Here is a 19,254-nt window from a genome sequence, read left to right on the forward strand (position 1 = left end):
ACGATCACACCATCTGGCGCCGCGCCAAATCGGCAAAAACGCCATCCTGGGCAATAAGGTCAGCATAGCTGCCGTTTTCCACCAAGCGGCCCTGGTCCATGACAAAGATGCGGTCGGCCTCGATGATGGTGGACAGGCGGTGGGCGATGACCACGCGGGTGGCCTGCAACTCGCGCACGCTGTGCGTCACGATGGCCTGGGTGGCGTTGTCCAGGGCGCTCGTGGCCTCATCGAACAACAGGATGCGCGGCCGGCCGGCGATGGCGCGGGCGATCATCAACCGCTGTTTCTGCCCGCCGGAGATGACGCCCGCCCCTTCCGCGATCACGGTGTGCATGCCCATGGGCATGGCGCGGATGTCCTGGTCCAGGCCGGCCAGGCGCGCCGCCTCCCACGCGTCGTCCACCGTCAGGCGGGTGGAGGCGCCGATGATGTTGGATGACAGCGGCCCGGGAATCAGCTTGCCGTTCTGCAGCACCACGCCCAACTGCCGGCGCACCGCCCCCAGATCCAGGCCCGCCAAATCCTGGCCATCGTAATAGATGGCCCCCCCCTGCGGCCGTTCAAAGCCCAGCAGCAGACGGAACAGGGTGGACTTGCCGGACCCGGACGCGCCGACGACGGCCACGAATTCCCCCGGGCGGATGCTGATCGACACGTCGTCCAGGATCAGCGGGCCGTCGGCGCTGTAGCGGAAGCTGACATGGCTGATGTCGATGGCGCCCGTGAAGGGCCGCGGGGCGGCCTGCACCCGGTTGGGTTCGGGCATCGCCTGCAGCAGGGGACGCAGGCGTTCATAAAGGGGGGCCGCGCTCAGCGCGTTGGTCAGCGCCATGGTCATGGCCAGGGTGGCGGCGAAGAACTGGCTGAAGGCGGCGTTGAAGGCGGCGAAGGCGCCCGTGCTGAGCGGCGCCGCAGCCTCCACCACCGCGAACAGGCAGAGGGAGGCCAGGACGACATAGCCTGCGTTGAACACCTCCAGCCCGTTGGCAAGGCGCTGCACGCCGAAGCTGAGCGTCTTCTGCTGGGCGAAGCGGGTGGCCCACAGGGCGAAGGCACGCTTCTCCGCGCCATTGGCGCGCAGCTTGGCCATGCCGGTCAGCAACTGGAAAACGCGGGAGGCCAGGTCGCCCTGCACCGCGATCATGCGCCGCTCCAGCCGCAGGCGCAGCAGGTTGATGCCCACCGCCGCCGCCATGGCGATGCCGGCCAGCACGGCCACCAGCAGGCCCAGCCGCCAGTCTATGGTGAACAGGAAGGCGAAGCTGGCCAGGCTGAAGATCCAGCTGATCAGGGCCGACTGGGCGCTTTCGCTGATGCTGTGGAGGATTTGCGTGGCGCCGAAGATGCGCTGCGTCAGATCGCCCGCCGCATAGGTCCGGAAGAAGGGGGCCGGCAGGCGCAGCACGCGCTGCATCACCGCCGCCTGGACGCCGATGGCCGCCCGCGCGTCCACGCGCAAGAGCGCGATGGCACGGGTCAACTCAAAGGCGCTGACGCCCAGGGTGGCGGTCAGCAGCAGCAGGATGAACTGTCCCAGCCGCCCCGGCTCCCCCGCCGGAATGACGGTGTTGATCAGGGCGCCGGTGGCCACGGGTACGCCCAGGCCCAGAACGCCACCCAGCGCGCCCAGCAGCAGCAGCCGGGCGATGTCGCGGCCGCTGCCGCGCAAGGCGAAACGCGCAAGGCTCCAGAGCGTAATCCGCTCATCCGGCAGTGGCCGGTAGAAGACGAAGGCCTGGGCCTCCAGCCCTGCCGCCTGCTGGGCATCCAGACGCACCCGCGTGCCGGCGGCGGGGTCCCACAACCATAACCCGTCGCCGCGCGCGACCGGCAGCAGCGCTACGGGCGCGCCGTCCTTGCGGAAGGCCAGCAGGGGCATGGCGCCGTCCCGCCACCAGTCGCGACCAGTCAGGGCGACGACACGCCAGGCGGCCCCGGCCTGGCGGGCCAGGCTTTCCAGGCGCTGGATGGGGTCGTCGGCGGCGGGGGCCGACACGGCCGGCGTGATGCCGGCGGCGCGGAAGACCTGCCGGCAGGCATCGACCAGGGCGTCGCCCGTGCCCAGCAGGACAGCGGAATCCGCCGCCTGCCCGGCCAGCACTTGGGCCAGGTCGCCGATGGACGAGGCGAACATGCGGCCGTCGGCGCGGGCCTTGTCCTGTAGCCGTTGCTCGAGGGGAGTGTCGGTCATTGGTCGGTCGCGATCAGGGTGCTGTAACGACCGCCCAGGGCCATGAGCGTGTCATGGCTGCCCCGTTCGGCGATGCGCCCGCGATCCATGACGATGATCTCGTCACAGTCGCGGATGGTGGACAGGCGGTGGGCCACGATCAGGCAGGCGCAACCACGGCGGCGCAGATTGCCGTCGATGGCCTTCTCGGTCACCGGATCCAGGGCGGATGTCGCCTCATCCAGCACCAGCACGCGCGGCCGCCCGGCCAGGGCGCGGGCGATCTCCAGCCGCTGGCGCTCCCCGCCGCTGAAGTTGGCCCCCGCCTCCTCCACCGGCGCGTCATAGCCGCCGGTCCGGGCCGCGATGACGTCGTGGATGGCGGCGTCACGGGCGGCGCCGACCATCTCCTCCGGCGGCAGGGTGCCGTCCCACAGGCTGAGATTGTCGCGGATGGTGCCGGCGAACAGGTAGACGTCCTGGTCGACGCTGCCCAGGGTGGCGTGCAGCCGGTCGCGGGCGATCTGATCGCGTGGAATGCCGTCCAGCAGCACCTGCCCCTCCCATGGTTTAAGCACGCCGGTGACCAGGCGGGCCACGGTGGATTTGCCGCTGCCCGAGCCGCCCACCAGGGCGACGCGGCGGCCGGGTTCCAGCGTCAGGCTGAAATCCTCGATCAAGGGCGCCTCCAGCCGGCTATAGCCGAAGCGCAGGTTGCGCAGCTCCAGCCGCCCAGCCAACGCCCCGCCCTCGGGCACGCTGTCTCCAGACCCGTCAACCGCGGCCGGGAAATTGAGGACATCGTCCAGGCGGGCCATGTCGCCCTGCGCCTCCTGCAGCTTGCCGGCCAGGCCCATCAGGTTGGTCACCGGCTGGGTGAAGCTGGCCATCAGCCCCTGGAAGGCCACCAGCATGCCGATGGACATGCGCCCGTCGATCACCCGCAGCCCGCCCAGGCCCAGGATGGCGACGGAAACCAACGCGTTCAGCAGGTTGGGTAATACGGCCAGCAGGCGGGTGTTCAGTTCCAGCCGCTGCTCGCCATTGATGACCTTGGCCAGATGGCCGGACCAGCGGGCGAAGAAATCCCCCTCGCCGCCCGTGGCCTTCAGGGTCTCGATGGTCTCGACGCCCCCCATGGTGACGGCCATCAGCTTGCCCCGGTCCTGCAGCAGCCGCAGATTGTCATCCCGCCGCTTGCGCGCGATGGCCCTGAGGACCAGCAGGTTCAGAGCCGTGATGGCGATGCCGGCCAGGGTCAGGCCCACGTCGTAGGTGGCCATGATGGCGGCGTAGAACAGGACGGACAGGACGTTGACGGCGTTGGTGGCGAGATCGCCCGCCAGCAGATGGGCCACGCGGTCGTTGGCGGCCACGCGCACGCTGATGTCACCGACATAGCGCTGGTTGAAGAATTCGATGGGCAGGCGCAGGACATGCCAGAAGAAGCTGGCGGAGGATTGCAGCGACAGCCGCATCTCCAAGCGCAGCAGTTGCGACTGCTGCAGGGCGGTCAGGCCCATGCGCAGCAGCGCCGTGATCAGCATGCCCAGCAACAGCGGCTGCAACCAGCCATCCAGGCGCTTGATCAGGATCTCGTCGATGAACACCTGGGTGAACACCGGCAACGCCAGACCCGGCAGCACCAGGGCCAGGGTGGCGATGACGACGAAGGCGAAGGCGGCCCGCACGCCCCGCAACCGGCTGGCCAGCGCCCGGGCCAGGCTGGGCTCGTTGCCGCCCTTCTGGAAATCGGGCCCCGGCGCCATGGCCAGGGTGACGCCGGTGTAGCCCTCGCTGAACTCCGCGTCCGTCACCGTGCGGGGGCCGGTGGCCGGGTCGTTGATGTGGACCAGGCCCTTGCCGAAACCCTCGACCACCAGGAAGTGGTTGAAGTTCCAGAAGACGATGGCGGGCATGGGCGCCTGGCGCAACTGCCCGATGTCATAGCGCTTGCCGCCGGCGGTCAGGCCGTAGGCGCGGGCGGCCTTGACCACGTTGCTGGCCTTGCTGCCGTCGCGGGAGACGCCGCAGGCGGCCCGCAGCTCCTCCAATGAGACATGGCGGCCGTAATAGGCCAGCAGGATGGCCAGGCTGGCGGCGCCGCACTCCACCGCCTCCATCTGCAGGATGGTGGGCGTGCGCAGCCGGCGCCTGAAGGGAAGCCCGGCCATCAGTTCCCCACCGCCTTGTTCCGGGCGACCTTATCCAGGAAGGGGAACAGCAGGGCGATGGGCCGCCGGCTTTCCAGCACGAAGCTGCCGCCGCACAGGGTGCCGCTGCTGATCTCCAGCGCATCGCCGGCGGGGGAGGACCACCGATAGCCGCTTTGCGATTGCGGGTCCGGCACCAGATCGACCTCCACGGCGATGGGCGGCCCCTCCGGCGCCAGTTCGTCCACCAGGGCGGGGTTGGGCAGCAGGGCCAGCATGCCGGCCTGCGTCGCCGGGTACTTGGACACCGACCGCACCCGGCCGATGAGATAGCCGTCCCGCTCGCGCAGGCTGGTGACGGGGGAGATTTCCGTGGTCATGCCCGGCCGCAGCAGCTTGGCATTGCTGCTGGGCGGCAGGTAGAGCACGGCGCGCAGCGGGGAATCGCCGGATTCAATGCTGACGATGGGGTCACCCGGCTTCACGGCATGGCCGTTGGTGGCCATGACCTCCACCACCTCGCCGTCGTGGTCGCTGACCACCCGGTGGTCCAGCGCCGCCTCGAAGCGCAGGCGGTCCAGTTCCTGCTGCGCCTGGGCACGGGTTTCCTGGGCGCCCGGGCCGGTGGCGGCGGCCAGGGTGCGCACATAGGCCTCGGCGGAGGCGATCTGCTGACCCAGCGCGGGGTCGATGATGCGGCCCAGCACCTGGCCCTTGGCGATGTGCTGGCCGGGGCTGAGGTGTTCCAGGTCGGCCACGACGCCGTCGACCACCGCCACGACGTTGAAGGTGCCGCCGTCATGGATCAGCACCCCCCGCCCCGCCATGCGCGACGGCAGGGTGCCGAAGACGGCCCAGGCCAGAATCGCCGCCAGCAGGACGGCGGACGCCCACAGGGCGATCCAGGCGCGCGCCGGCGTCACCTGGACCAGCCGGTCCAGCTGTTCCGGCGAGGACAGGCCGTCCTGGGCCGCCTTGCGGAAAATCGGATTACTCATGCCCCCAATGTCCCTTCATACCCGCCCCTTTACCCCCACATCCGTCAGGCGCAGGCGAGTGCGGGCACCGGTTGGATCACCCCCAGGTCGGCCAGCAACTCGCGCATGGCGTTGTCGCCGGGGTAGTCGTCGCCACCGCCCATGATTCGGGCGGTGTTGAACGCCTCCCGCGCGATGATGGACCGGTCCCGAGCCGGCAATCCGGCGATGAACTCCAGGCTTTCGTCGACATGGCCGATGTCGCTGCCCACGGCGCTGTGCACCCGCAGGCAGCGGGTGGCGAAGACGCCGGCCGGCAAGGCGGCCTCCACCTCGGCGATGACCTCGGCGGTCACGTTCAGGCTGGTGCGTTCCAGGACATAGGCATAGCCCAGCACGGCGATGGGTTCCTCCGCCTCCGCCAGCGCCCGGTGCCGTTCCGCCAGGGCCATCGCCGTGCGGGGGCGCAGGCGTTCCACGAAGGTCGCGGCGGGGAGGCCCAGGGCCTCCATGTCCAGCCAGGCCAGAGTGTCATGGCCCGTCTCCTCCTCCGCCACGTGGCGGCAGTAGGCGGCGATGGCGTGCTGGCCCCGTTCCTCCAGCCGGTCGGCCGCGCGGCGCATGGCGCCAGGAGTGACGCCCGTGGTGCGCCAGCCGGCGGCCAGGCCGTGGACGTAGCGCAGGAACACGTCGCGCTGGACGGAGGACGGACGCGGCCCGGTGGCGTCGGCCACGGCGGCGGAGAAGCCGGCATACATGGCGCCGGACATCAGTTGCCGCGTCGCCCGTGCCGAACCTTGCGCCGACAGGCTGTCGGCCGGGCCCGGTTGCCAAGGCGGTAGGCGATGCAGGCGGAACCGGCCTTCGGAGGCCTCCAGATGAAGGCCGCCGGGCAGGGAAAGGCTTTCGGAAAAGTCGGTCATAGCGGGTCCCCTCACACGAAGATGGGAATGGGGTTGAGTTCGGCCTCGGTCAGCGGCCGGTCCAGCCAGCCCATGCGCACGGGCACGTCGTACAGCCGGCCGGGGGCAAAGCGCGCCCAGAAGTGGCGCAAGCCGGGGACGACCACCTTGACCACCGGCAGGCCCAACTCCGCCCGCGTCTGGTCCAGCACCAGCATCTCCAGCCCGGCGCGATCCAGGATGGACAGGCAGTGGTTGATGTCGGCCAGGAAGTCGCCGCTGTGCTGCACGGGGAAATCCTCATGCCGCGCCGGCGCCTGGACCGGGTCGGGCGCCAGATAGGGCTGGTTCTCCACCGTGGCCGTCTGCAGCCAGTGCAACGTCTCCGGATCCTCGATCTTGCCTTCCACCTCGGCGGTGGCCAGGCCCAGCATCTGGTTCATCTCGGCATAGGCGCGCTGCAGGGCGATGCGGGCGTCCAGGTGGCAGCCCAGGCCAAACAGGATGCGTTCCTGCGGGGCGCTGACCTCCCGGGACAGGGCGACGAACACCGGGATGCCCAGGTCCGACGTCAGGTCCAGCGCCCAGGCCTCCCGCCCGTGCTTTTCCCGGTAATGCCGGGCGATGCGCGGCAGGTAGGGATCGTTGAAGGTGTCGGTCGCGACACCCCGGCGGCGCAGGCGGTTGTACCACCACAGGGCGGTGGCATCGCGCTCCACCAGTTCGAAGAAGCCCTGCAACAAGGCCTCCTCCCGGGTGTTGCCGGCGGCGTTGCCGTTGGAACAGCCCATGGCATAGAAGTCCGGACCGCTGCGCCCGCCATCGACGCCGTAATAAACCAGCTGCGTCGGCAGGTGCTTGAACCGCTTCTCGGTCAGCGACCACAGGGGCGTCCAATCCACGGCGTGGTCATCGGGCAGCGGACGGGGCGTGATGTTGAAGACCGATTGCTTGGCGTTCTGCGCCTCACGGTCGGCGAACTGGGCCTCGCTGTAACCCATGACCGCGTTGGGATGGATAGCCTCCCCCGCCGGCCAGTCGCGCCAGGCGCGGCGCACGCGCACCTCGTCGCCCGCGATCTCGCCGCTGCCGCGCTCCAGCGCCTCACATAGGGCGCTGACCTTGGCCTGCGCCTCCGACACGCCCTTGCCGGCGCTGCTGCTGCGCAGGCTGCGCTTCAGGTCGCGCAAGCTGCCGATGGGTCGGGCGGCGTTGGAACCCGCGACAAAGACATGGGCCAGCGTCTCGTCCGGCGGCGTCGCCGGCTGCAGCACGTTGACCACGCCGGTGATGGGGCTGACCAGGTGCTGGTACGCGGCCAAGGTCGCCTGGGGCGACACGCTGCGGTGGCCGCCATCGGACTGGAAGGCCGCCCGGGCGGTGCCCAGTTCCAGCGGCCGCGCCACCGGTTCCGCCGGCGTGCCGCAGGCGGGGCAGAGCGGGTTGGGCGTCAGGACGTGGGTCTGCTGGGCATGGGTCACCCAGTCACGGCTGACCACCTGGCCCTTGAGGGCGGTGGGCAGGCCCGCCAGGATCAATGCCGCCTCCAGCGCCACGACGTGGCTGGTGGCGGCCTGGGTGACGCTCAGTCCCACGGGTGGCACCAGCGGGCCCTGGGCATCCAGCTTGGCCGCCGCGAAACGGTGGGTGGCGCGGTTGTGCGCCAGCCGCCGCTGCAGGCATTCCCAGCAAGCCGTGGCGCCTGGTTCGAAATAGGGGCCCAGCCACTGCTCCCGCCCGCCGGCCCGCGCCAGCAGCCAGGGGCGACCCGCCGCCAGGGCCCGGGCATTGATGTCCCGCAACTCCGGCCGCAGATAGTCGTCAGCCAGGACGATCCACAGGTCGGCCCCCTCGGGCGCTTCCTCCGCCAAGCCCGCCGTCGCCAGCGCCGCCCGCAGGGGGGCCGCGTCCACGCCGCCGACCGTCATGAGCGCCACGCGGCGGGTGGCGTGCGCATCCTGAACCGCCCGGGCGTCGGCGCCCGCCGCCTGCCAGAAACCGGCGACGGACGGGGCGAGATCGGGCACCGGCGCCGCCAGATGGCCCTGTTCCTCCATGCGGGCCAGGGCGAAATAGACGCGCGCGGCATCCACCTGCCCCGCCAGGGCGTCGGCGATGTCGTCAGCCGAGCGCCGGCCGTCGATCAGCGGCACAACCTTCTCATACGCGGCACCGTGCAACACCTTGGCGCCGTCCTCGGTCAGCAGCAGGACACCTTCGCCAGGGATGACGGCGGCGCGCAGGTGCGCCTTCAGGGCGGGAATTTTCAACATGGATATGGTGCCGCGTTCGTCTGGATGGGAATGGGTCAGAACATCGGCGCGCAGGCCGAGTGGGCCGCCAGGTCGAAGCCGCCAGACACCACGTCCAGTTCCTCGTCGCTGAGGTCGGCCGGCCGGGCCGGCAGCACTAACGTGCAGGCGGTGGCGGTGTTCTCCGCCACGGTGACGGCCATGCCCGCCGGGATGTCCACGCCCTCGCCCTTGAGGACGGTCACTGGGTCGGCCAGCAGGCGGGCCTTGAAGGCGTCGTCAGCCCAGGCCTTGGCGACGACGCGGCCATAGGCTTTGGCTTTTTCCTCATGGGTCATGGCGCAATTCCTCTCGCGGTCAGGGTTTGAAAGGCTATGCAAGGCCGGTCAGATGGCGCAGTTGGCGCAACACAGGCACCAGTTGGCGCAGTAGGACGGATCGGCCCCGCCCACGACGCGACCCAATTCCTCTTCCGTCAGGTCCACAGGCTTGGCCGGCAGGACCAGGGTCCGGGTGCCGACCGTGTCCTCCACCACCCGGATGGCGACCCCGGCGGGTAGATCCATGCCCTCGCTGCCCAGGACAGCCGCCGGATCGGCCAGCAGGCGGGCCTTGAAGCCCTCATCGGCCCAGGCCCTGGCCACGATCCGGCGGGAGATGGCGGTGTTCCCCTGGCTCATCCTTCCCCCCCCCATGAGACCCCTCACGGTCCCTGCATGAAGCTGTCGTAACAGACGGCGGATAGGACGCCGGCAGCACCCTCCAGCGCGTCCTCAACCAAATCCCAGGGCCGCGTCGGCAACACCAGGGTCTGGACGGTGGCGGTGTCCTCCAGCACCTGGACCAGGGCGCCGACCGGCAGGTCGACGCCCTCATCCCTCAGGACCGCCGCCGGGTCCGCGAGCAGACGGGCCCGGAAGGCCTCGTCCCCCCACGCCTTGGCGATGATGTCGTCGATCGCCGCGTCGCTTTCCGCCGCCGTCATGGCGGCGTCAAAAAGTCGAGCCGCAGGGAATGACGCACAGGATGGCGCCCGCGGCGGTGTTGTCCAAATCCTCGTCCGACAGGTCGGTGGGACGGGCCGGCAGCACCAGGGTATAGGCGGTCCCGCTGTTCTCCACCACGTTCAGGGTGACGCCAGCCGGCACCTCCACCCCCTCGGCCTTCAACACCGCCGCCGGGTCGGCCAGCAAGCGGGCCTTGAAGCCTGCGTCGGTCCAGGCTTTGGCGATGATGCGGCCGCTGGCCTTGGCGTTTTCTTCGTTCAGCATTTGCATATCCTTTCCATGTCGATACCGGCCGGCGGCGGCATGCGCCGCCGCCTGATGTTTCGGATTTAGAAGCAGAAGCCGCCGCGGGGATCGCAGAGCATGCTCAATCCCCCCGCGGCACGATCCAGGTCGTCATCGGACATGTCCGCCGGCCGGGCCGGCAGCACCAGCGTCTGGACCGTGGCGCTATCCTCCACCACCCGGAAGGTGGTTCCCGTCGGAAGATCAAGGCCCTCGGCCGTCAGCACGGCGGCGGGATCGGCCAGCAGCCGGGCCTTGTAGCCCTCGTCAGCCCAGGCCTTGGCGATGATACGGCCGGTGATCTTCAGGTTTTCTTCGTTCGTCATGTCATTGTTCCTTGCATGATCCGGCGTCGGCCGGACTTTGGAGGGTGAAGCACCAGCCGAAGCCGATGCCGTCCAGTTCGCCTTCGGACGCATCCGGCCGTAGGCCAGGGCGTTGGCTTCGGTCACCAGGGGTATGTGTCGAGGAAAAGGCCACCGGTGTGGCACCAGTAGCCGCCGGCTTGGTCCAAGTCCGCGTCCGACATGTCCACCGGCTTGGGCGGCAGGACCAGCGTGTAGCTGGACGCTGTGTTCTCAACGATCGACAAGCGGACACCGGATGGAACGTCGATGCCTTCGGCCTTCAATACGGCGGCCGGGTCGGCCAGCAGCCGCGCCTTGAAGGCGGCATCGGTCCAGGCCTTGGCGATGATCTTGCCGGTGACCTTCAGATTTTCTTCGTTCGTCATGTGGCTTTTCCTTGGATGGCCCAACCTCGCGACGGACCCTAGAGGGTGAAACACCAGCCGAAGCCACCACCCAGGCCGTCCAGTTCGTCGTCGGACAGGTCGGTGGGCGGGATGGGCAGGATCAGGTTCAGATGCGTGGCGGTGTTCTCCACCACGCTAACGGTCACGCCTGGCGGGAAGTCGATGCCCTCGGCGGCCAAGACGGCGGCCGGATCGCCCAGCAGGCGGTTCTTGAAGCGCTCGTCGGCCCAGGCCTTGGCAATGATTTGATTGAAAGTGTTCGCATTCAGCATCGCATCCTTCCCCTCAGGTCTTCGTGCCCGTTCTTCTTTCAGGAAAGTGATCCGACGATGGACGCGCCGGAGCGTTCAGGAGCCACCCGGATCGGGAAGCATCAAAACGTGAAGCCCTTGGGCGGAGGCGGCGGGCCGGGGACTGGGCGCCCGCCGGCCACACCCCCCAGATCCGCGTCAGACATTTCCGTCGGCCGGGCCGGCAGGACCAGGGTCTGAGTCACGGCGGTGTCCTCCACGACCCTGAAGGTGATGCCGGCCGGCACCTCCACGCCCTCGGCCGTCAGCACGGCGGCCGGGTCGGCCAGCAGACGCGCCTTGAAGGCATCGTCCGCCCAGGCCTTGGCGATGATCTTGCCGGCGATTTTCGCCGTATCTTCCTTCATCATGTCTTGGTTTCCTTATGTCTTAAGGACCGCACAAGCACATGCAGCGGGGCCAAGGCGTTCCGCCCGCGATGCCCGCCATGTCTTCATCGGTCAGGTCCGCCGGCCGGGCCGGCAGCACCAGGGTGCGGACGGTGTCCGGGTCCTCAACCACCACCAGGTGAACGCCGGGCGGCACCGCCACCCCCTCGGCCGCCAGCGTGCTTACCGGGTCGGCCAGCAGGCGCGCCTTGAAAGCGGCATCGGTCCACGCCTTGGCGATGACCTTGCCGTAGGTGTTGTCGGTATTCCCCATCATGTCCCCGCCCCCGCCGGTCTACGACTTAGAGGCAGAAGTCGCTGGACATGACGCAGCCGCACCAGCCGCCGGCCGCCTCATCCAGATCGTCATCGGACAGGTCCGTCGGCCGGGCCGGCAGCACCAGCGTGTACCGGGTCGGCGTGTTTTCCAGCACCGTCACGCTCAGGCCCGCCGGCACGGCCAGGCCCTCGGCCTGCAGGACCGCCACCGGGTCGGCCATCAGCCGCGCCTTGAACCCGTCGTCGGACCAAGCCTTGGCCACCACCCGGCCATAGGCCCGGGCGCTGTCTTCACCCACCATCTCGTCTCTCCCTGATCTCAAAAGGATGTGCCGGTTCCCATCGGACGGAACCGTAGAACTCAGAAGCTGAGTTCGCAGAAAACGCACCAGTTGCAGGCACCGCCCGCGGCCCGGTCCAGGTCCTCGTCCGACAGGTCCGTCGGCCGGGCCGGCAGGACCAGGGTCTGGACGGCGGCGCTGTCCTCAACCACCGTGAAGGCGACACCGGCTGGCAGTTCCAGGCCCTCGGCCTTCAGGATGGCGGCCGGGTCGGCCAGCAACCTGGCCTTGAAGTCCTCATCGGCCCAGGCCTTCGCGATGACACGGCTGGTGATCTTCAGGTTTTCCTGCGCGTTCATGCCCATATTCCCCCAATCTTGAGTGACGTGGCCGGCTGCTTGCCAAATACCGGTCATCCCCGTACCGTTATTGGCACCCCCATGTACTGGCTGCCGATCTCGTGTGAGAGTATTTACGGGGCCGGATCTTGTCTGTAGAACAAACGTGCGACACTGGCTGTCGCACACCCCTGTATGGCAGTGACCTTTATGCAGCCCACGCCCACCGCCCTGGCGCCGTCCCGTGTCGCCGTCGCGATCGTCGAGGACGACGCCGGTTTCCTGGACGCCTTGCGCCAGGCTGTCCAGAGCGCGGCCGACCTGCGGCTGACCGGCGTAGCCGTCACCCGCGCCGATGGGCTGGCCCTGCTGGACGGGCCGCCGGCCAACGTGCTGCTGGTCGACCTGGGCCTGCCGGACGGCAGCGGCATCGACATCATCCGCGCCGCCGCCCGGCGCTGGCCGGAATGCAGCATCATGGTCAGCTCCAGCTTCGGGGATGAAGTGCACGTCATGCAATCGATCGAGGCTGGGGCGGCGGGCTATCTGCTGAAGGACAGCGCGCCGGTCCGCATTGTCGATGAAATCCGTAGCGTGGCCGCGGGCGGCAGCCCTATCAGCCCCATCATTGCCCGGCAAATCCTGCTGCGCTTCCGGGGCCGCGGAACCGACCTGCCCCCCCCGCCCACGACAGAGGCCGCCGCCGAGGCCGAACCCCAGGACGAGGCTCCGTCCCTGCTGTCCCCGCGTGAGAAGGAGGTGCTGGCCCTCATCACCAAGGGCTTCACCACGGTGGAGGTGGCGCGGATGCTGGACCTGTCGCACTTCACCGTGCGCACCTTCGTGCGGCGCATCTACAGCAAACTGGAGGTCACCTCCAAGGCTGAGGCGATTTACGAGGCCAGGACCCTGGGCCTGCTGAACAGTTGACCCCCAGGGCCCGCGACAGCCGCTGATGACGTACCGTCCCGCCTCCCTGTTGGCCGCCGCCGTGCTGCTGTTCTCCGTTATGTCGCTGCTGATCGCCGGCATCCACGAGGTGGCGGGGGGACCGGGGAAGGCTGTGCGCCTGACCCAGGCAGAGGTTCTGGCCGCCATCGGCGACACGCCGGCCCGACCGCCGGCGACGCTGGACGGCCAGGTGCCCGCCGGCACCTGGCGGCCGATCACCCTGCCCTATGCCGAACCCATGGTGCCGGTGGATAAGACGGTGCCGGCCATGGCGCCGGGCTATCCGGTCACCACCTGGATCCGGGTGTCGGCGCGCGACCTGCCGACGGGTGGCGGGCCCCCGGCGCTGTACGGCGCCCGCATCGACACCGACGGGCCCTACGCCGTCTATGTGAACGGCAAGCTGGTCGATTGGCGGCAGCGGCAGGGTCGGCCATGGAATGGCCTGTTCACCCCCCTGTGGCTGGTGCTGGACCAGGACGCCGACGCCGCGCCGCCGTCCGACATCCTGATCCGCCTGGACCATGCCCAGACCACGCCGGTGGCCCTGTCCTCGCTCTGGGTAGGGCCGGAGGCAGCCTTGAGCGTCCGGCACCGCATGCGCCAGCTGCTTCAGCGCGAACTGCCCATGGCGCTGAACTCGGCCTTCCTGGCGGTGGGCGTGTTTTCCCTGTTCGTCTGGCTCCGCCGCCGTCACGACACCGGCTATCTGCTGTTCTTCGGCCTGGCCGCCATCTCGTTCGCGGCCCATCTGCACTTCTACCTGGATGTGCCGATCACCAGCGACTGGTTCGCCTGGCTGACCATCAATGCGCTTTTCTGGCTGATCGTCATCCTCCACCTGTTCCTGCGGTCGATTCACGGCCGGCGGCTGACAGTGCTGACGTCCGCCGTGGTGGGGGTGACGAGCGCCCTCACCCTCCTGACCCTGCCCGTGGTCGGCGTACTGCCCGTCCTGCCCAGCACACCGGTCATCGTGCCCCGCATCTACGCGGTCGCCGTGGTGATGGCGGCCACGGTCAGCGTGGTGGGCGTCGCCTGCGCCTGGCGCCGCTTTCCCGAGGCGCGGCTGCTGGCCGGGGGCCTGGCCCTCTGCACCGTGCTGGGCCAGACCGACTGGATGATGCACAACCACGTGCTGGGCCCCGAGGGCTGGTTCCTGGGCGCCTACACCAACGCCGTCACCTTCGCCATGTGCGGCACGGTGATGTACCGGCGCTACGTCGCCGCCATCGCGGAGGTGGAGCGGGTGAACGCCAGCCTGGCGGAGCGGCTGCGCGCCCGCGAGGCGGAACTGGAGATCAGCCACCAGCGCCTGCGCGCGGCGGAGCGGCGCCAGACCATCAGTGACGAGCGCCAGCGCCTGATGCAGGACATGCACGATGGCGTGGGCGCCTCGTTGATCAGCGCCATCCGCTCGGTCGAGCAGGGCGCCGTGGACGATGCCAAGGTCTCGCAAATCCTCAAGGGCTGCCTGGACGATTTGAAACTGGCCATCGATTCCATGGAACCGGTTGACGCCGACCTGCTGCTGCTGCTGGCCTCGCTGCGCTACCGGCTGGAACCGCGCCTGGAAGGCTCGGGCATCACCCTGGTATGGGACGTGCGGGACCTGCCGACCCTGGCGTGGCTGGACCCGTCCAGCGCCCTGCACATCCTGCGCATCCTGCAGGAGGGTATCGCCAACATCCTGCACCATGCCCAGGCCAGCCACATCCGTCTGGGCACCGCCCCCGATGTCCAGGACGAGCGGGCCGGCGTATGCGTCACCATCGAGGATGACGGCCGGGGCTTCGACACACAGGCGGCCCTGGCCGCCGCCGGTGGCCGGGGCCTGCGCAACCAGCAGCGCCGCGCCCAGGCTGTGGGCGGCTCCGTCGCCTGGGTGTCAGGGCCAATGGGGACGCGCTTCACGCTATGGCTACCCCTGACCCGAGGGGTGGCGGCCGACTAAGGCGACACGGTCGGCAAGAATATCGTTGCGCGGCCGGCAACGCCCCGCAGGCAAAAATGGCGGATAAACACAAATTTACTTTATAATACAGTATACTATGAAATCCCCCTGACACGGCTGGCGCCCTGCCGATGGTCCCGCCCCCACTCGCGGTATAATTCCGGAACCACACCGTTCTGCGCGAAACTCCAGGATGCGCGCCTCCGGGACCGGCACCGCTCCGCAGGCGGTGCCGGTCCCGGCCGAGCAAGGCCGCCGGCCGCCAGAACGGGGAAAATCCATGGTCAAGCTTTCGATCAACGGCACCGTCCACGATGTGGATGTCGAGCAGGACACGCCATTGCTCTGGGTGTTGCGTGATGTCCTGGGGATGACGGGCACCAAGTTCGGGTGCGGCGTCGCCCAATGCGGCGCCTGCACCGTCCATCTGGACGGAACCCCTGTTCGTTCCTGCCAGACGGCCGTCGGGGAGGTGGGGGAGATGGCCGTCGTCACCATCGAAGGCATCGGCGCCACCCCGGCCGGCGCCAAGGTGCAGAAGGCGTGGATGGACCTGCAGGTGGCGCAATGCGGCTATTGCCAGTCCGGCCAGATCATGTCGACCGCGGCGCTGCTGGCTCAGACGCCGGCGCCCAATGACGCCGACATCGACGCCGCCATGGCGGGCAACATCTGCCGCTGCGGCACCTACGTCCGCATCCGCGAGGGCGTGAAGCACGCCGCCTCCCTGACGTGAGGTACACGATGGACAAGCATCCTTCCGCGCCCGGCGCATCCCGCCGCGACGTGCTGCGTGGCCTGGCCTACGGCGGCCTGCTGCTGGCCGTCGATCTGCCGCTGGGCCGCCTGGCGGTGGCGGGCGAGAACACCCCCGCCGTGTTCGCGCCCGACGCCTTCATCCGCATCGCCGGTGATGGGACCGCGACCTTGATCATGCCGCAGGTGGAGATGGGCCAGGGCATCTACACGGCCCTGACCATGCTGATTGCGGAGGAGCTGGATTTGCCGCTGGCCGCCATCCGGCTGGAGGCGGCACCCGCCAGCGACGCGCTCTACGGCAATCCCATCTTCAAGATTCAGGCGACCGGCGGCTCCACCTCCGTCCGCGCCTATTGGACACCCATGCGCAAGGCTGGCGCCGCCGCGCGCGCCATGCTGGTGGAGACGGCGGCCAAGCGCTGGCAGGTAGCGCCCGCTAGCTGCGAGACCCGGGACGGCACCGTTCTCCATACGGCCAGCGGCCGTTCCCTCTCCTATGGCGACCTGGCGGCCGCCGCCGCGCGCCTGACCCCGCCGGCCGACCCGCCGCTGAAGGATCCGAAGGCTTTCCGCCTGCTGGGCAAGACCCAGACCCGGCTGGACATCGAAGCCAAGGGCAACGGTTCCGCCCAGTACGGCATCGACGCCATGCCGCCGGGCGTGAAGTTCGCCACCCTGGCCAGCTGCCCGGTGCCGGGCGGCAAGGTCAAGCACGTGGACGACACCCAGGCCCGCGCCGTGCCGGGGGTGCGACAGGTGGTCGTGCTGGACGATTTGGTGGCCGTGGTCGGCGACCACATGTGGGCGGCCAAGAAGGGCCTGGACAAGGTGGCCATCACCTGGGACGAGGGGCCCAACGCCACGCTGTCCACCGACAGCCTGCGCACGGCCCTGCATGAGGCCGCCAAGCAGCCGGGCGTGGCGGTGAAGAACGAAGGGGCGGACGCGCAACCGGGCGCCCCCGGCGTGATCAGCGCCAGCTACGAGCTGCCTTTCCTGGCGCACGCGCCCATGGAGCCCATGAACTGCACGGTGCATCTGCGGCCGGGCGCCTGCGATGTCTGGACCGGCACCCAGGTAATGACCAAAGCCCAGGCCATGGCGGCGCAGGCCGCCGGCCTGAAGCCCGAGCAGGTGACCGTCCACAACCATTTGCTGGGCGGCGGCTTCGGCCGGCGGCTGGAAGTGGACATGATCGACAAGGCGGTGCGTATCGCCGCCCATGTCGATGGCCCTGTGAAAGTGGTCTGGACGCGGGAAGAGGACATCCAGAAGGCGATGTACCGCTCCACCTATGGCAGCTGGCTTTCCGCCAAGCTGGAGAACGGCAAGCCGGTGGCCTGGCGCCACACGGTGGTGGGCCCCTCGGTCATCGCCCGATGGCTGCCGCCGGCCTTCACCGGCGGCATCGACATCGACGCCATCGATGGCGCCAGCGACCAGCCCTATGCCGTCGGCGGCTTCCACGTCGACTACGTCCGCCATGAGCCGCAGGGGGTTCCCACCTGCTTCTGGCGGGGCGTGGGGCCCAATAACAATATCTTCAGCATCGAAAGCTTCATCGACCGGCTGGCGCGCGAGGCCAAGAGCGACCCGCTGGACTTCCGCCGCGCCTTGCTGACCGCCAACCCGCGCGCCCTGCAGGTGCTGAACACGGCGGCGGAGCGTGCCGCTTGGGGCACGCCCCTGGTCCCCAAGGCGGGCGAGCGGGTGGGACGGGGCATTTGCCTGCAGACGGTCTTCGGCAGCTTCCTCTCCACCATCGCCGAGGTGGCGGTGGGTGACGACGGCGCGGTCCGGGTGCGCCGCCTGGTGACGGCCGTGGATTGCGGCATGGTGGTCAACCCGGACGGCGTGATCTCGCAAATACAAGGGGGCCTGGTCTTCGGCCTGTCCGCCGCCCTGCATGGCCAGATCACCGTTGAGAAGGGGCGCGTGCAGCAGAGCAATTTCCACGATTACCGCGTCGTCCGCATCGATGAGATGCCGGCGGTGGAGGTGCACCTCGTGCCCTCGACCGAGGCGCCCGGCGGCATTGGCGAGCCCGGCACCACCACGGTGCAGCCCGCCGTGGCCAACGCCATCTATGCCGCCACCGGCGTGCAACTGACACGCATGCCCATAGACCGGACACTGCTGGCCAAGGGAGGGCGAACCTGATGCGCGGTAGCTCAAAGAAGGCGGCCCTGCTGGCCGCCGGGGTCATTGTCGTGGCGGGCGCCGCCGTGCTGGCCCGGATGGTGTTCCTGCCCGGCGCCCTGGATTTCGCCGGCGGCCATCAGGTTGGCCTGGCGGATTTCAAGGGCCCCTCGCCCACCGGCGTGCCCAAGGAACTGGCCAACGCCGCCCTGCTGGAACGGGGCGCCTATCTGACCTCGGCCGCCGACTGCCAGGCCTGCCACACGGCGGAGGGCGGCACGCCCTACGCCGGCGGCCGGCCGTTCAAGCTGCCCTTCGGCACCCTGTACACCCCCAACATCACCCCCGACGCGGAAACGGGCATCGGCCGCTGGAGCGACGCGGACTTCCTGAAGGCGGTGCACAAGGGCGTGGCGCCGGGCGGGCGGCGCCTCTACCCCGCCTTCCCCTACGCGTCGTACACCCTGATGACGGATGAGGACGTGCTGGCCATCAAGGCCTATCTGTTCTCCCTGGCCCCGGTGCGGAAAGTGAACCTGCCCGACACCTTCGCCTTTCCGTACAACCAACGCTGGCTGATGTTCTTCTGGGGCATGCTGTTCAACCCCGACCACCGCTTCATGCCGGTGGCCGAGCGCGGTCCGGAATGGAACCGGGGCGCCTATCTGGTGGAGGGGGCGGCGCACTGCGGCGAATGCCATACACCGCGCACCCCGTTCCAGGCCATGGACACCCGGCGCAAGTTCGCCGGCGGTCAGGCGGAAGGGTGGAACGCCTACAACATCACACCTGACGTCCCATCGGGCATCGGCGGCTGGTCGGCGGAGCAGATCGAGGCCTACCTGGCCCACGGCCACGCCAAGGGCAAGAGCGTCGCCTCCGGCCCGATGCGCGAGGCGGTGGAGTTGAGCTTCTCGAAACTCAGCCCGTCGGACATCGCGGCGATGCGCAGCTATCTTCAAACCGTGCCGGCGGTGCACACCAGCCTGCCCGCCCCGGCCGGCCCCGCCCCGCGGGAGCATGGCGCCACCGTGGCCGACAACCTGGACGGCAAGCGCATGTTCGAGGGCGCCTGCGCCAGTTGCCACGCCTGGAGCGGCGCCGGCGTCAATTCGGCGGAGGCTCAGCTGACGGCGAAGCGGGCGGTGAACGACCCCAGCGCGGCCAACGTCGCCCTGATGATCTTGAAGGGCTCCGGCCCCCAGGTCACCGGCCGGCCCTACATGCCCGGCTTCTCCGGCGCCTATTCGGACGAGGAGATCGCGGCGGTGGCCAATTACGTGACTGCGCGCTTCGGCGCGGCCCCGTCGAAGATCACGCCCGGCGATGTCGCCAAGCTGCGCCTGGAGTAGCGTCCCCGGTTGCCCCGCC

21 protein-coding genes are annotated in these 19,254 nt (G+C 69.3%); 5 read left to right on the forward strand and 16 right to left on the reverse strand.

Annotated elements, in window-relative coordinates; all coding sequences use genetic code 11:
- Nucleotides 1-4: 4 nt before the first annotated feature.
- The 16 genes from FBZ89_RS20390 to FBZ89_RS20465 all read right to left on the reverse strand — a co-directional run bounded on the left by FBZ89_RS20390 (nucleotide 5) and on the right by FBZ89_RS20465 (nucleotide 12,101).
- Nucleotides 5-2,194 carry an NHLP bacteriocin export ABC transporter permease/ATPase subunit gene (locus FBZ89_RS20390; protein WP_145751680.1) on the reverse strand — a complete coding sequence of 730 codons (2,190 nt, stop codon included), beginning with the start codon at nucleotides 2,192-2,194 and terminating at the stop codon, nucleotides 5-7.
- Nucleotides 2,191-4,347, reverse strand: a complete 2,157-nt coding sequence (locus tag FBZ89_RS20395) for an NHLP family bacteriocin export ABC transporter peptidase/permease/ATPase subunit (RefSeq protein ID WP_145751681.1) — start codon at nucleotides 4,345-4,347, stop codon at nucleotides 2,191-2,193. Before FBZ89_RS20395 ends, FBZ89_RS20390 begins: the two co-directional genes overlap by 4 nt.
- A complete protein-coding gene (locus FBZ89_RS20400) occupies nucleotides 4,347-5,324 on the reverse strand; it encodes an NHLP bacteriocin system secretion protein (protein WP_145751682.1) in 978 nt (325 codons plus the stop codon). Before FBZ89_RS20400 ends, FBZ89_RS20395 begins: the two co-directional genes overlap by 1 nt.
- Nucleotides 5,325-5,368: 44 nt before the next feature.
- Entirely contained in the window at nucleotides 5,369-6,226 is an 858-nt protein-coding gene (locus FBZ89_RS20405) for a hypothetical protein (RefSeq protein ID WP_145751683.1), read from the reverse strand.
- An 11-nt stretch (nucleotides 6,227-6,237) separates the two neighbouring features.
- The gene (locus tag FBZ89_RS20410) at nucleotides 6,238-8,478 is read right to left on the reverse strand and encodes a TOMM precursor leader peptide-binding protein (protein ID WP_145751684.1); all 2,241 of its coding nucleotides are present in this window, start codon (nucleotides 8,476-8,478) and stop codon (nucleotides 6,238-6,240) included.
- Nucleotides 8,479-8,513: 35 nt separating this feature from the next.
- Nucleotides 8,514-8,795: an NHLP leader peptide family RiPP precursor gene (locus FBZ89_RS20415; protein ID WP_145751685.1), complete on the reverse strand. Its 282-nt coding sequence runs from the start codon at nucleotides 8,793-8,795 to the stop codon at nucleotides 8,514-8,516.
- Between the two features lie 48 nt (nucleotides 8,796-8,843).
- Complete coding sequence (locus FBZ89_RS20420; protein ID WP_145751686.1) at nucleotides 8,844-9,137, reverse strand: NHLP leader peptide family RiPP precursor; 294 nt, start codon at nucleotides 9,135-9,137, stop codon at nucleotides 8,844-8,846.
- Nucleotides 9,138-9,160: 23 nt separating this feature from the next.
- A complete protein-coding gene (locus FBZ89_RS20425) occupies nucleotides 9,161-9,442 on the reverse strand; it encodes an NHLP leader peptide family RiPP precursor (protein WP_145751687.1) in 282 nt (93 codons plus the stop codon).
- A gap of 7 nt (nucleotides 9,443-9,449) precedes the next feature.
- Nucleotides 9,450-9,728 carry an NHLP leader peptide family RiPP precursor gene (locus FBZ89_RS20430; RefSeq protein ID WP_145751688.1) on the reverse strand — a complete coding sequence of 93 codons (279 nt, stop codon included), beginning with the start codon at nucleotides 9,726-9,728 and terminating at the stop codon, nucleotides 9,450-9,452.
- A gap of 65 nt (nucleotides 9,729-9,793) precedes the next feature.
- A complete protein-coding gene (locus tag FBZ89_RS20435) occupies nucleotides 9,794-10,075 on the reverse strand; it encodes an NHLP leader peptide family RiPP precursor (RefSeq protein ID WP_145751689.1) in 282 nt (93 codons plus the stop codon).
- Between the two features lie 122 nt (nucleotides 10,076-10,197).
- Nucleotides 10,198-10,482: an NHLP leader peptide family RiPP precursor gene (locus FBZ89_RS20440; RefSeq protein WP_145751690.1), complete on the reverse strand. Its 285-nt coding sequence runs from the start codon at nucleotides 10,480-10,482 to the stop codon at nucleotides 10,198-10,200.
- A gap of 38 nt (nucleotides 10,483-10,520) precedes the next feature.
- Nucleotides 10,521-10,775, reverse strand: coding sequence for an NHLP leader peptide family RiPP precursor (locus tag FBZ89_RS20445; RefSeq protein ID WP_145751691.1), 255 nt, complete (start codon nucleotides 10,773-10,775; stop codon nucleotides 10,521-10,523).
- A gap of 101 nt (nucleotides 10,776-10,876) precedes the next feature.
- On the reverse strand, nucleotides 10,877-11,164 hold the full coding sequence (locus tag FBZ89_RS20450) for an NHLP leader peptide family RiPP precursor (protein WP_145751692.1): 288 nt from the start codon (nucleotides 11,162-11,164) through the stop codon (nucleotides 10,877-10,879).
- A 19-nt stretch (nucleotides 11,165-11,183) separates the two neighbouring features.
- Entirely contained in the window at nucleotides 11,184-11,459 is a 276-nt protein-coding gene (locus FBZ89_RS20455; RefSeq protein WP_145751693.1) for an NHLP leader peptide family RiPP precursor, read from the reverse strand.
- 25 nt (nucleotides 11,460-11,484) lie between these two features.
- Nucleotides 11,485-11,763, reverse strand: coding sequence for an NHLP leader peptide family RiPP precursor (locus tag FBZ89_RS20460; RefSeq protein WP_145751694.1), 279 nt, complete (start codon nucleotides 11,761-11,763; stop codon nucleotides 11,485-11,487).
- Between the two features lie 59 nt (nucleotides 11,764-11,822).
- A complete protein-coding gene (locus tag FBZ89_RS20465; RefSeq protein ID WP_186457473.1) occupies nucleotides 11,823-12,101 on the reverse strand; it encodes an NHLP leader peptide family RiPP precursor in 279 nt (92 codons plus the stop codon).
- Nucleotides 12,102-12,290: 189 nt separating this feature from the next.
- Between FBZ89_RS20465 and FBZ89_RS20470 the strand changes: the two genes are divergently transcribed.
- The 5 genes from FBZ89_RS20470 (at nucleotide 12,291) to FBZ89_RS20490 (ending at nucleotide 19,235) form a co-directional block, all read left to right on the forward strand.
- Entirely contained in the window at nucleotides 12,291-13,010 is a 720-nt protein-coding gene (locus tag FBZ89_RS20470; RefSeq protein ID WP_145751698.1) for a LuxR C-terminal-related transcriptional regulator, read from the forward strand.
- A 25-nt stretch (nucleotides 13,011-13,035) separates the two neighbouring features.
- Nucleotides 13,036-14,985 (forward strand): sensor histidine kinase, encoded by a 1,950-nt coding sequence (locus tag FBZ89_RS20475; protein ID WP_145751700.1) that lies wholly within the window; start codon nucleotides 13,036-13,038, stop codon nucleotides 14,983-14,985.
- A gap of 280 nt (nucleotides 14,986-15,265) precedes the next feature.
- Nucleotides 15,266-15,721 (forward strand): (2Fe-2S)-binding protein, encoded by a 456-nt coding sequence (locus FBZ89_RS20480; protein WP_145751701.1) that lies wholly within the window; start codon nucleotides 15,266-15,268, stop codon nucleotides 15,719-15,721.
- A gap of 8 nt (nucleotides 15,722-15,729) precedes the next feature.
- Nucleotides 15,730-17,904 carry a xanthine dehydrogenase family protein molybdopterin-binding subunit gene (locus FBZ89_RS20485; RefSeq protein WP_145751703.1) on the forward strand — a complete coding sequence of 725 codons (2,175 nt, stop codon included), beginning with the start codon at nucleotides 15,730-15,732 and terminating at the stop codon, nucleotides 17,902-17,904.
- The gene (locus FBZ89_RS20490; RefSeq protein WP_145751705.1) at nucleotides 17,904-19,235 is read left to right on the forward strand and encodes a cytochrome c; all 1,332 of its coding nucleotides are present in this window, start codon (nucleotides 17,904-17,906) and stop codon (nucleotides 19,233-19,235) included. The genes FBZ89_RS20485 and FBZ89_RS20490 overlap by 1 nt, the downstream gene beginning before the upstream one ends.
- Nucleotides 19,236-19,254: the final 19 nt, after the last annotated feature.

The sequence above is a fragment of the Nitrospirillum amazonense genome, from assembly GCF_007828045.1.
Taxonomy (GTDB): domain Bacteria; phylum Pseudomonadota; class Alphaproteobacteria; order Azospirillales; family Azospirillaceae; genus Nitrospirillum; species Nitrospirillum amazonense_C.

Excerpts from the sequence above, each read along its gene's own strand:
- FBZ89_RS20390 (WP_145751680.1), bottom strand. The coding sequence starts at position 2,194 with ATGACCGACACTCCCCTCGAGCAACGGCTACAGGACAAGGCCCGCGCC.
- FBZ89_RS20395 (WP_145751681.1), bottom strand. The coding sequence starts at position 4,347 with ATGGCCGGGCTTCCCTTCAGGCGCCGGCTGCGCACGCCCACCATCCTG.
- FBZ89_RS20400 (WP_145751682.1), bottom strand. The coding sequence starts at position 5,324 with ATGAGTAATCCGATTTTCCGCAAGGCGGCCCAGGACGGCCTGTCCTCG.
- FBZ89_RS20405 (WP_145751683.1), bottom strand. The coding sequence starts at position 6,226 with ATGACCGACTTTTCCGAAAGCCTTTCCCTGCCCGGCGGCCTTCATCTG.
- FBZ89_RS20410 (WP_145751684.1), bottom strand. The coding sequence starts at position 8,478 with ATGTTGAAAATTCCCGCCCTGAAGGCGCACCTGCGCGCCGCCGTCATC.
- FBZ89_RS20415 (WP_145751685.1), bottom strand. The coding sequence starts at position 8,795 with ATGACCCATGAGGAAAAAGCCAAAGCCTATGGCCGCGTCGTCGCCAAG.
- FBZ89_RS20420 (WP_145751686.1), bottom strand. The coding sequence starts at position 9,137 with ATGAGCCAGGGGAACACCGCCATCTCCCGCCGGATCGTGGCCAGGGCC.
- FBZ89_RS20425 (WP_145751687.1), bottom strand. The coding sequence starts at position 9,442 with ATGACGGCGGCGGAAAGCGACGCGGCGATCGACGACATCATCGCCAAG.
- FBZ89_RS20430 (WP_145751688.1), bottom strand. The coding sequence starts at position 9,728 with ATGCTGAACGAAGAAAACGCCAAGGCCAGCGGCCGCATCATCGCCAAA.
- FBZ89_RS20435 (WP_145751689.1), bottom strand. The coding sequence starts at position 10,075 with ATGACGAACGAAGAAAACCTGAAGATCACCGGCCGTATCATCGCCAAG.
- FBZ89_RS20440 (WP_145751690.1), bottom strand. The coding sequence starts at position 10,482 with ATGACGAACGAAGAAAATCTGAAGGTCACCGGCAAGATCATCGCCAAG.
- FBZ89_RS20445 (WP_145751691.1), bottom strand. The coding sequence starts at position 10,775 with ATGCTGAATGCGAACACTTTCAATCAAATCATTGCCAAGGCCTGGGCC.
- FBZ89_RS20450 (WP_145751692.1), bottom strand. The coding sequence starts at position 11,164 with ATGATGAAGGAAGATACGGCGAAAATCGCCGGCAAGATCATCGCCAAG.
- FBZ89_RS20455 (WP_145751693.1), bottom strand. The coding sequence starts at position 11,459 with ATGATGGGGAATACCGACAACACCTACGGCAAGGTCATCGCCAAGGCG.
- FBZ89_RS20460 (WP_145751694.1), bottom strand. The coding sequence starts at position 11,763 with ATGGTGGGTGAAGACAGCGCCCGGGCCTATGGCCGGGTGGTGGCCAAG.
- FBZ89_RS20465 (WP_186457473.1), bottom strand. The coding sequence starts at position 12,101 with ATGAACGCGCAGGAAAACCTGAAGATCACCAGCCGTGTCATCGCGAAG.
- FBZ89_RS20470 (WP_145751698.1), top strand. The coding sequence starts at position 12,291 with ATGCAGCCCACGCCCACCGCCCTGGCGCCGTCCCGTGTCGCCGTCGCG.
- FBZ89_RS20475 (WP_145751700.1), top strand. The coding sequence starts at position 13,036 with ATGACGTACCGTCCCGCCTCCCTGTTGGCCGCCGCCGTGCTGCTGTTC.
- FBZ89_RS20480 (WP_145751701.1), top strand. The coding sequence starts at position 15,266 with ATGGTCAAGCTTTCGATCAACGGCACCGTCCACGATGTGGATGTCGAG.
- FBZ89_RS20485 (WP_145751703.1), top strand. The coding sequence starts at position 15,730 with ATGGACAAGCATCCTTCCGCGCCCGGCGCATCCCGCCGCGACGTGCTG.
- FBZ89_RS20490 (WP_145751705.1), top strand. The coding sequence starts at position 17,904 with ATGCGCGGTAGCTCAAAGAAGGCGGCCCTGCTGGCCGCCGGGGTCATT.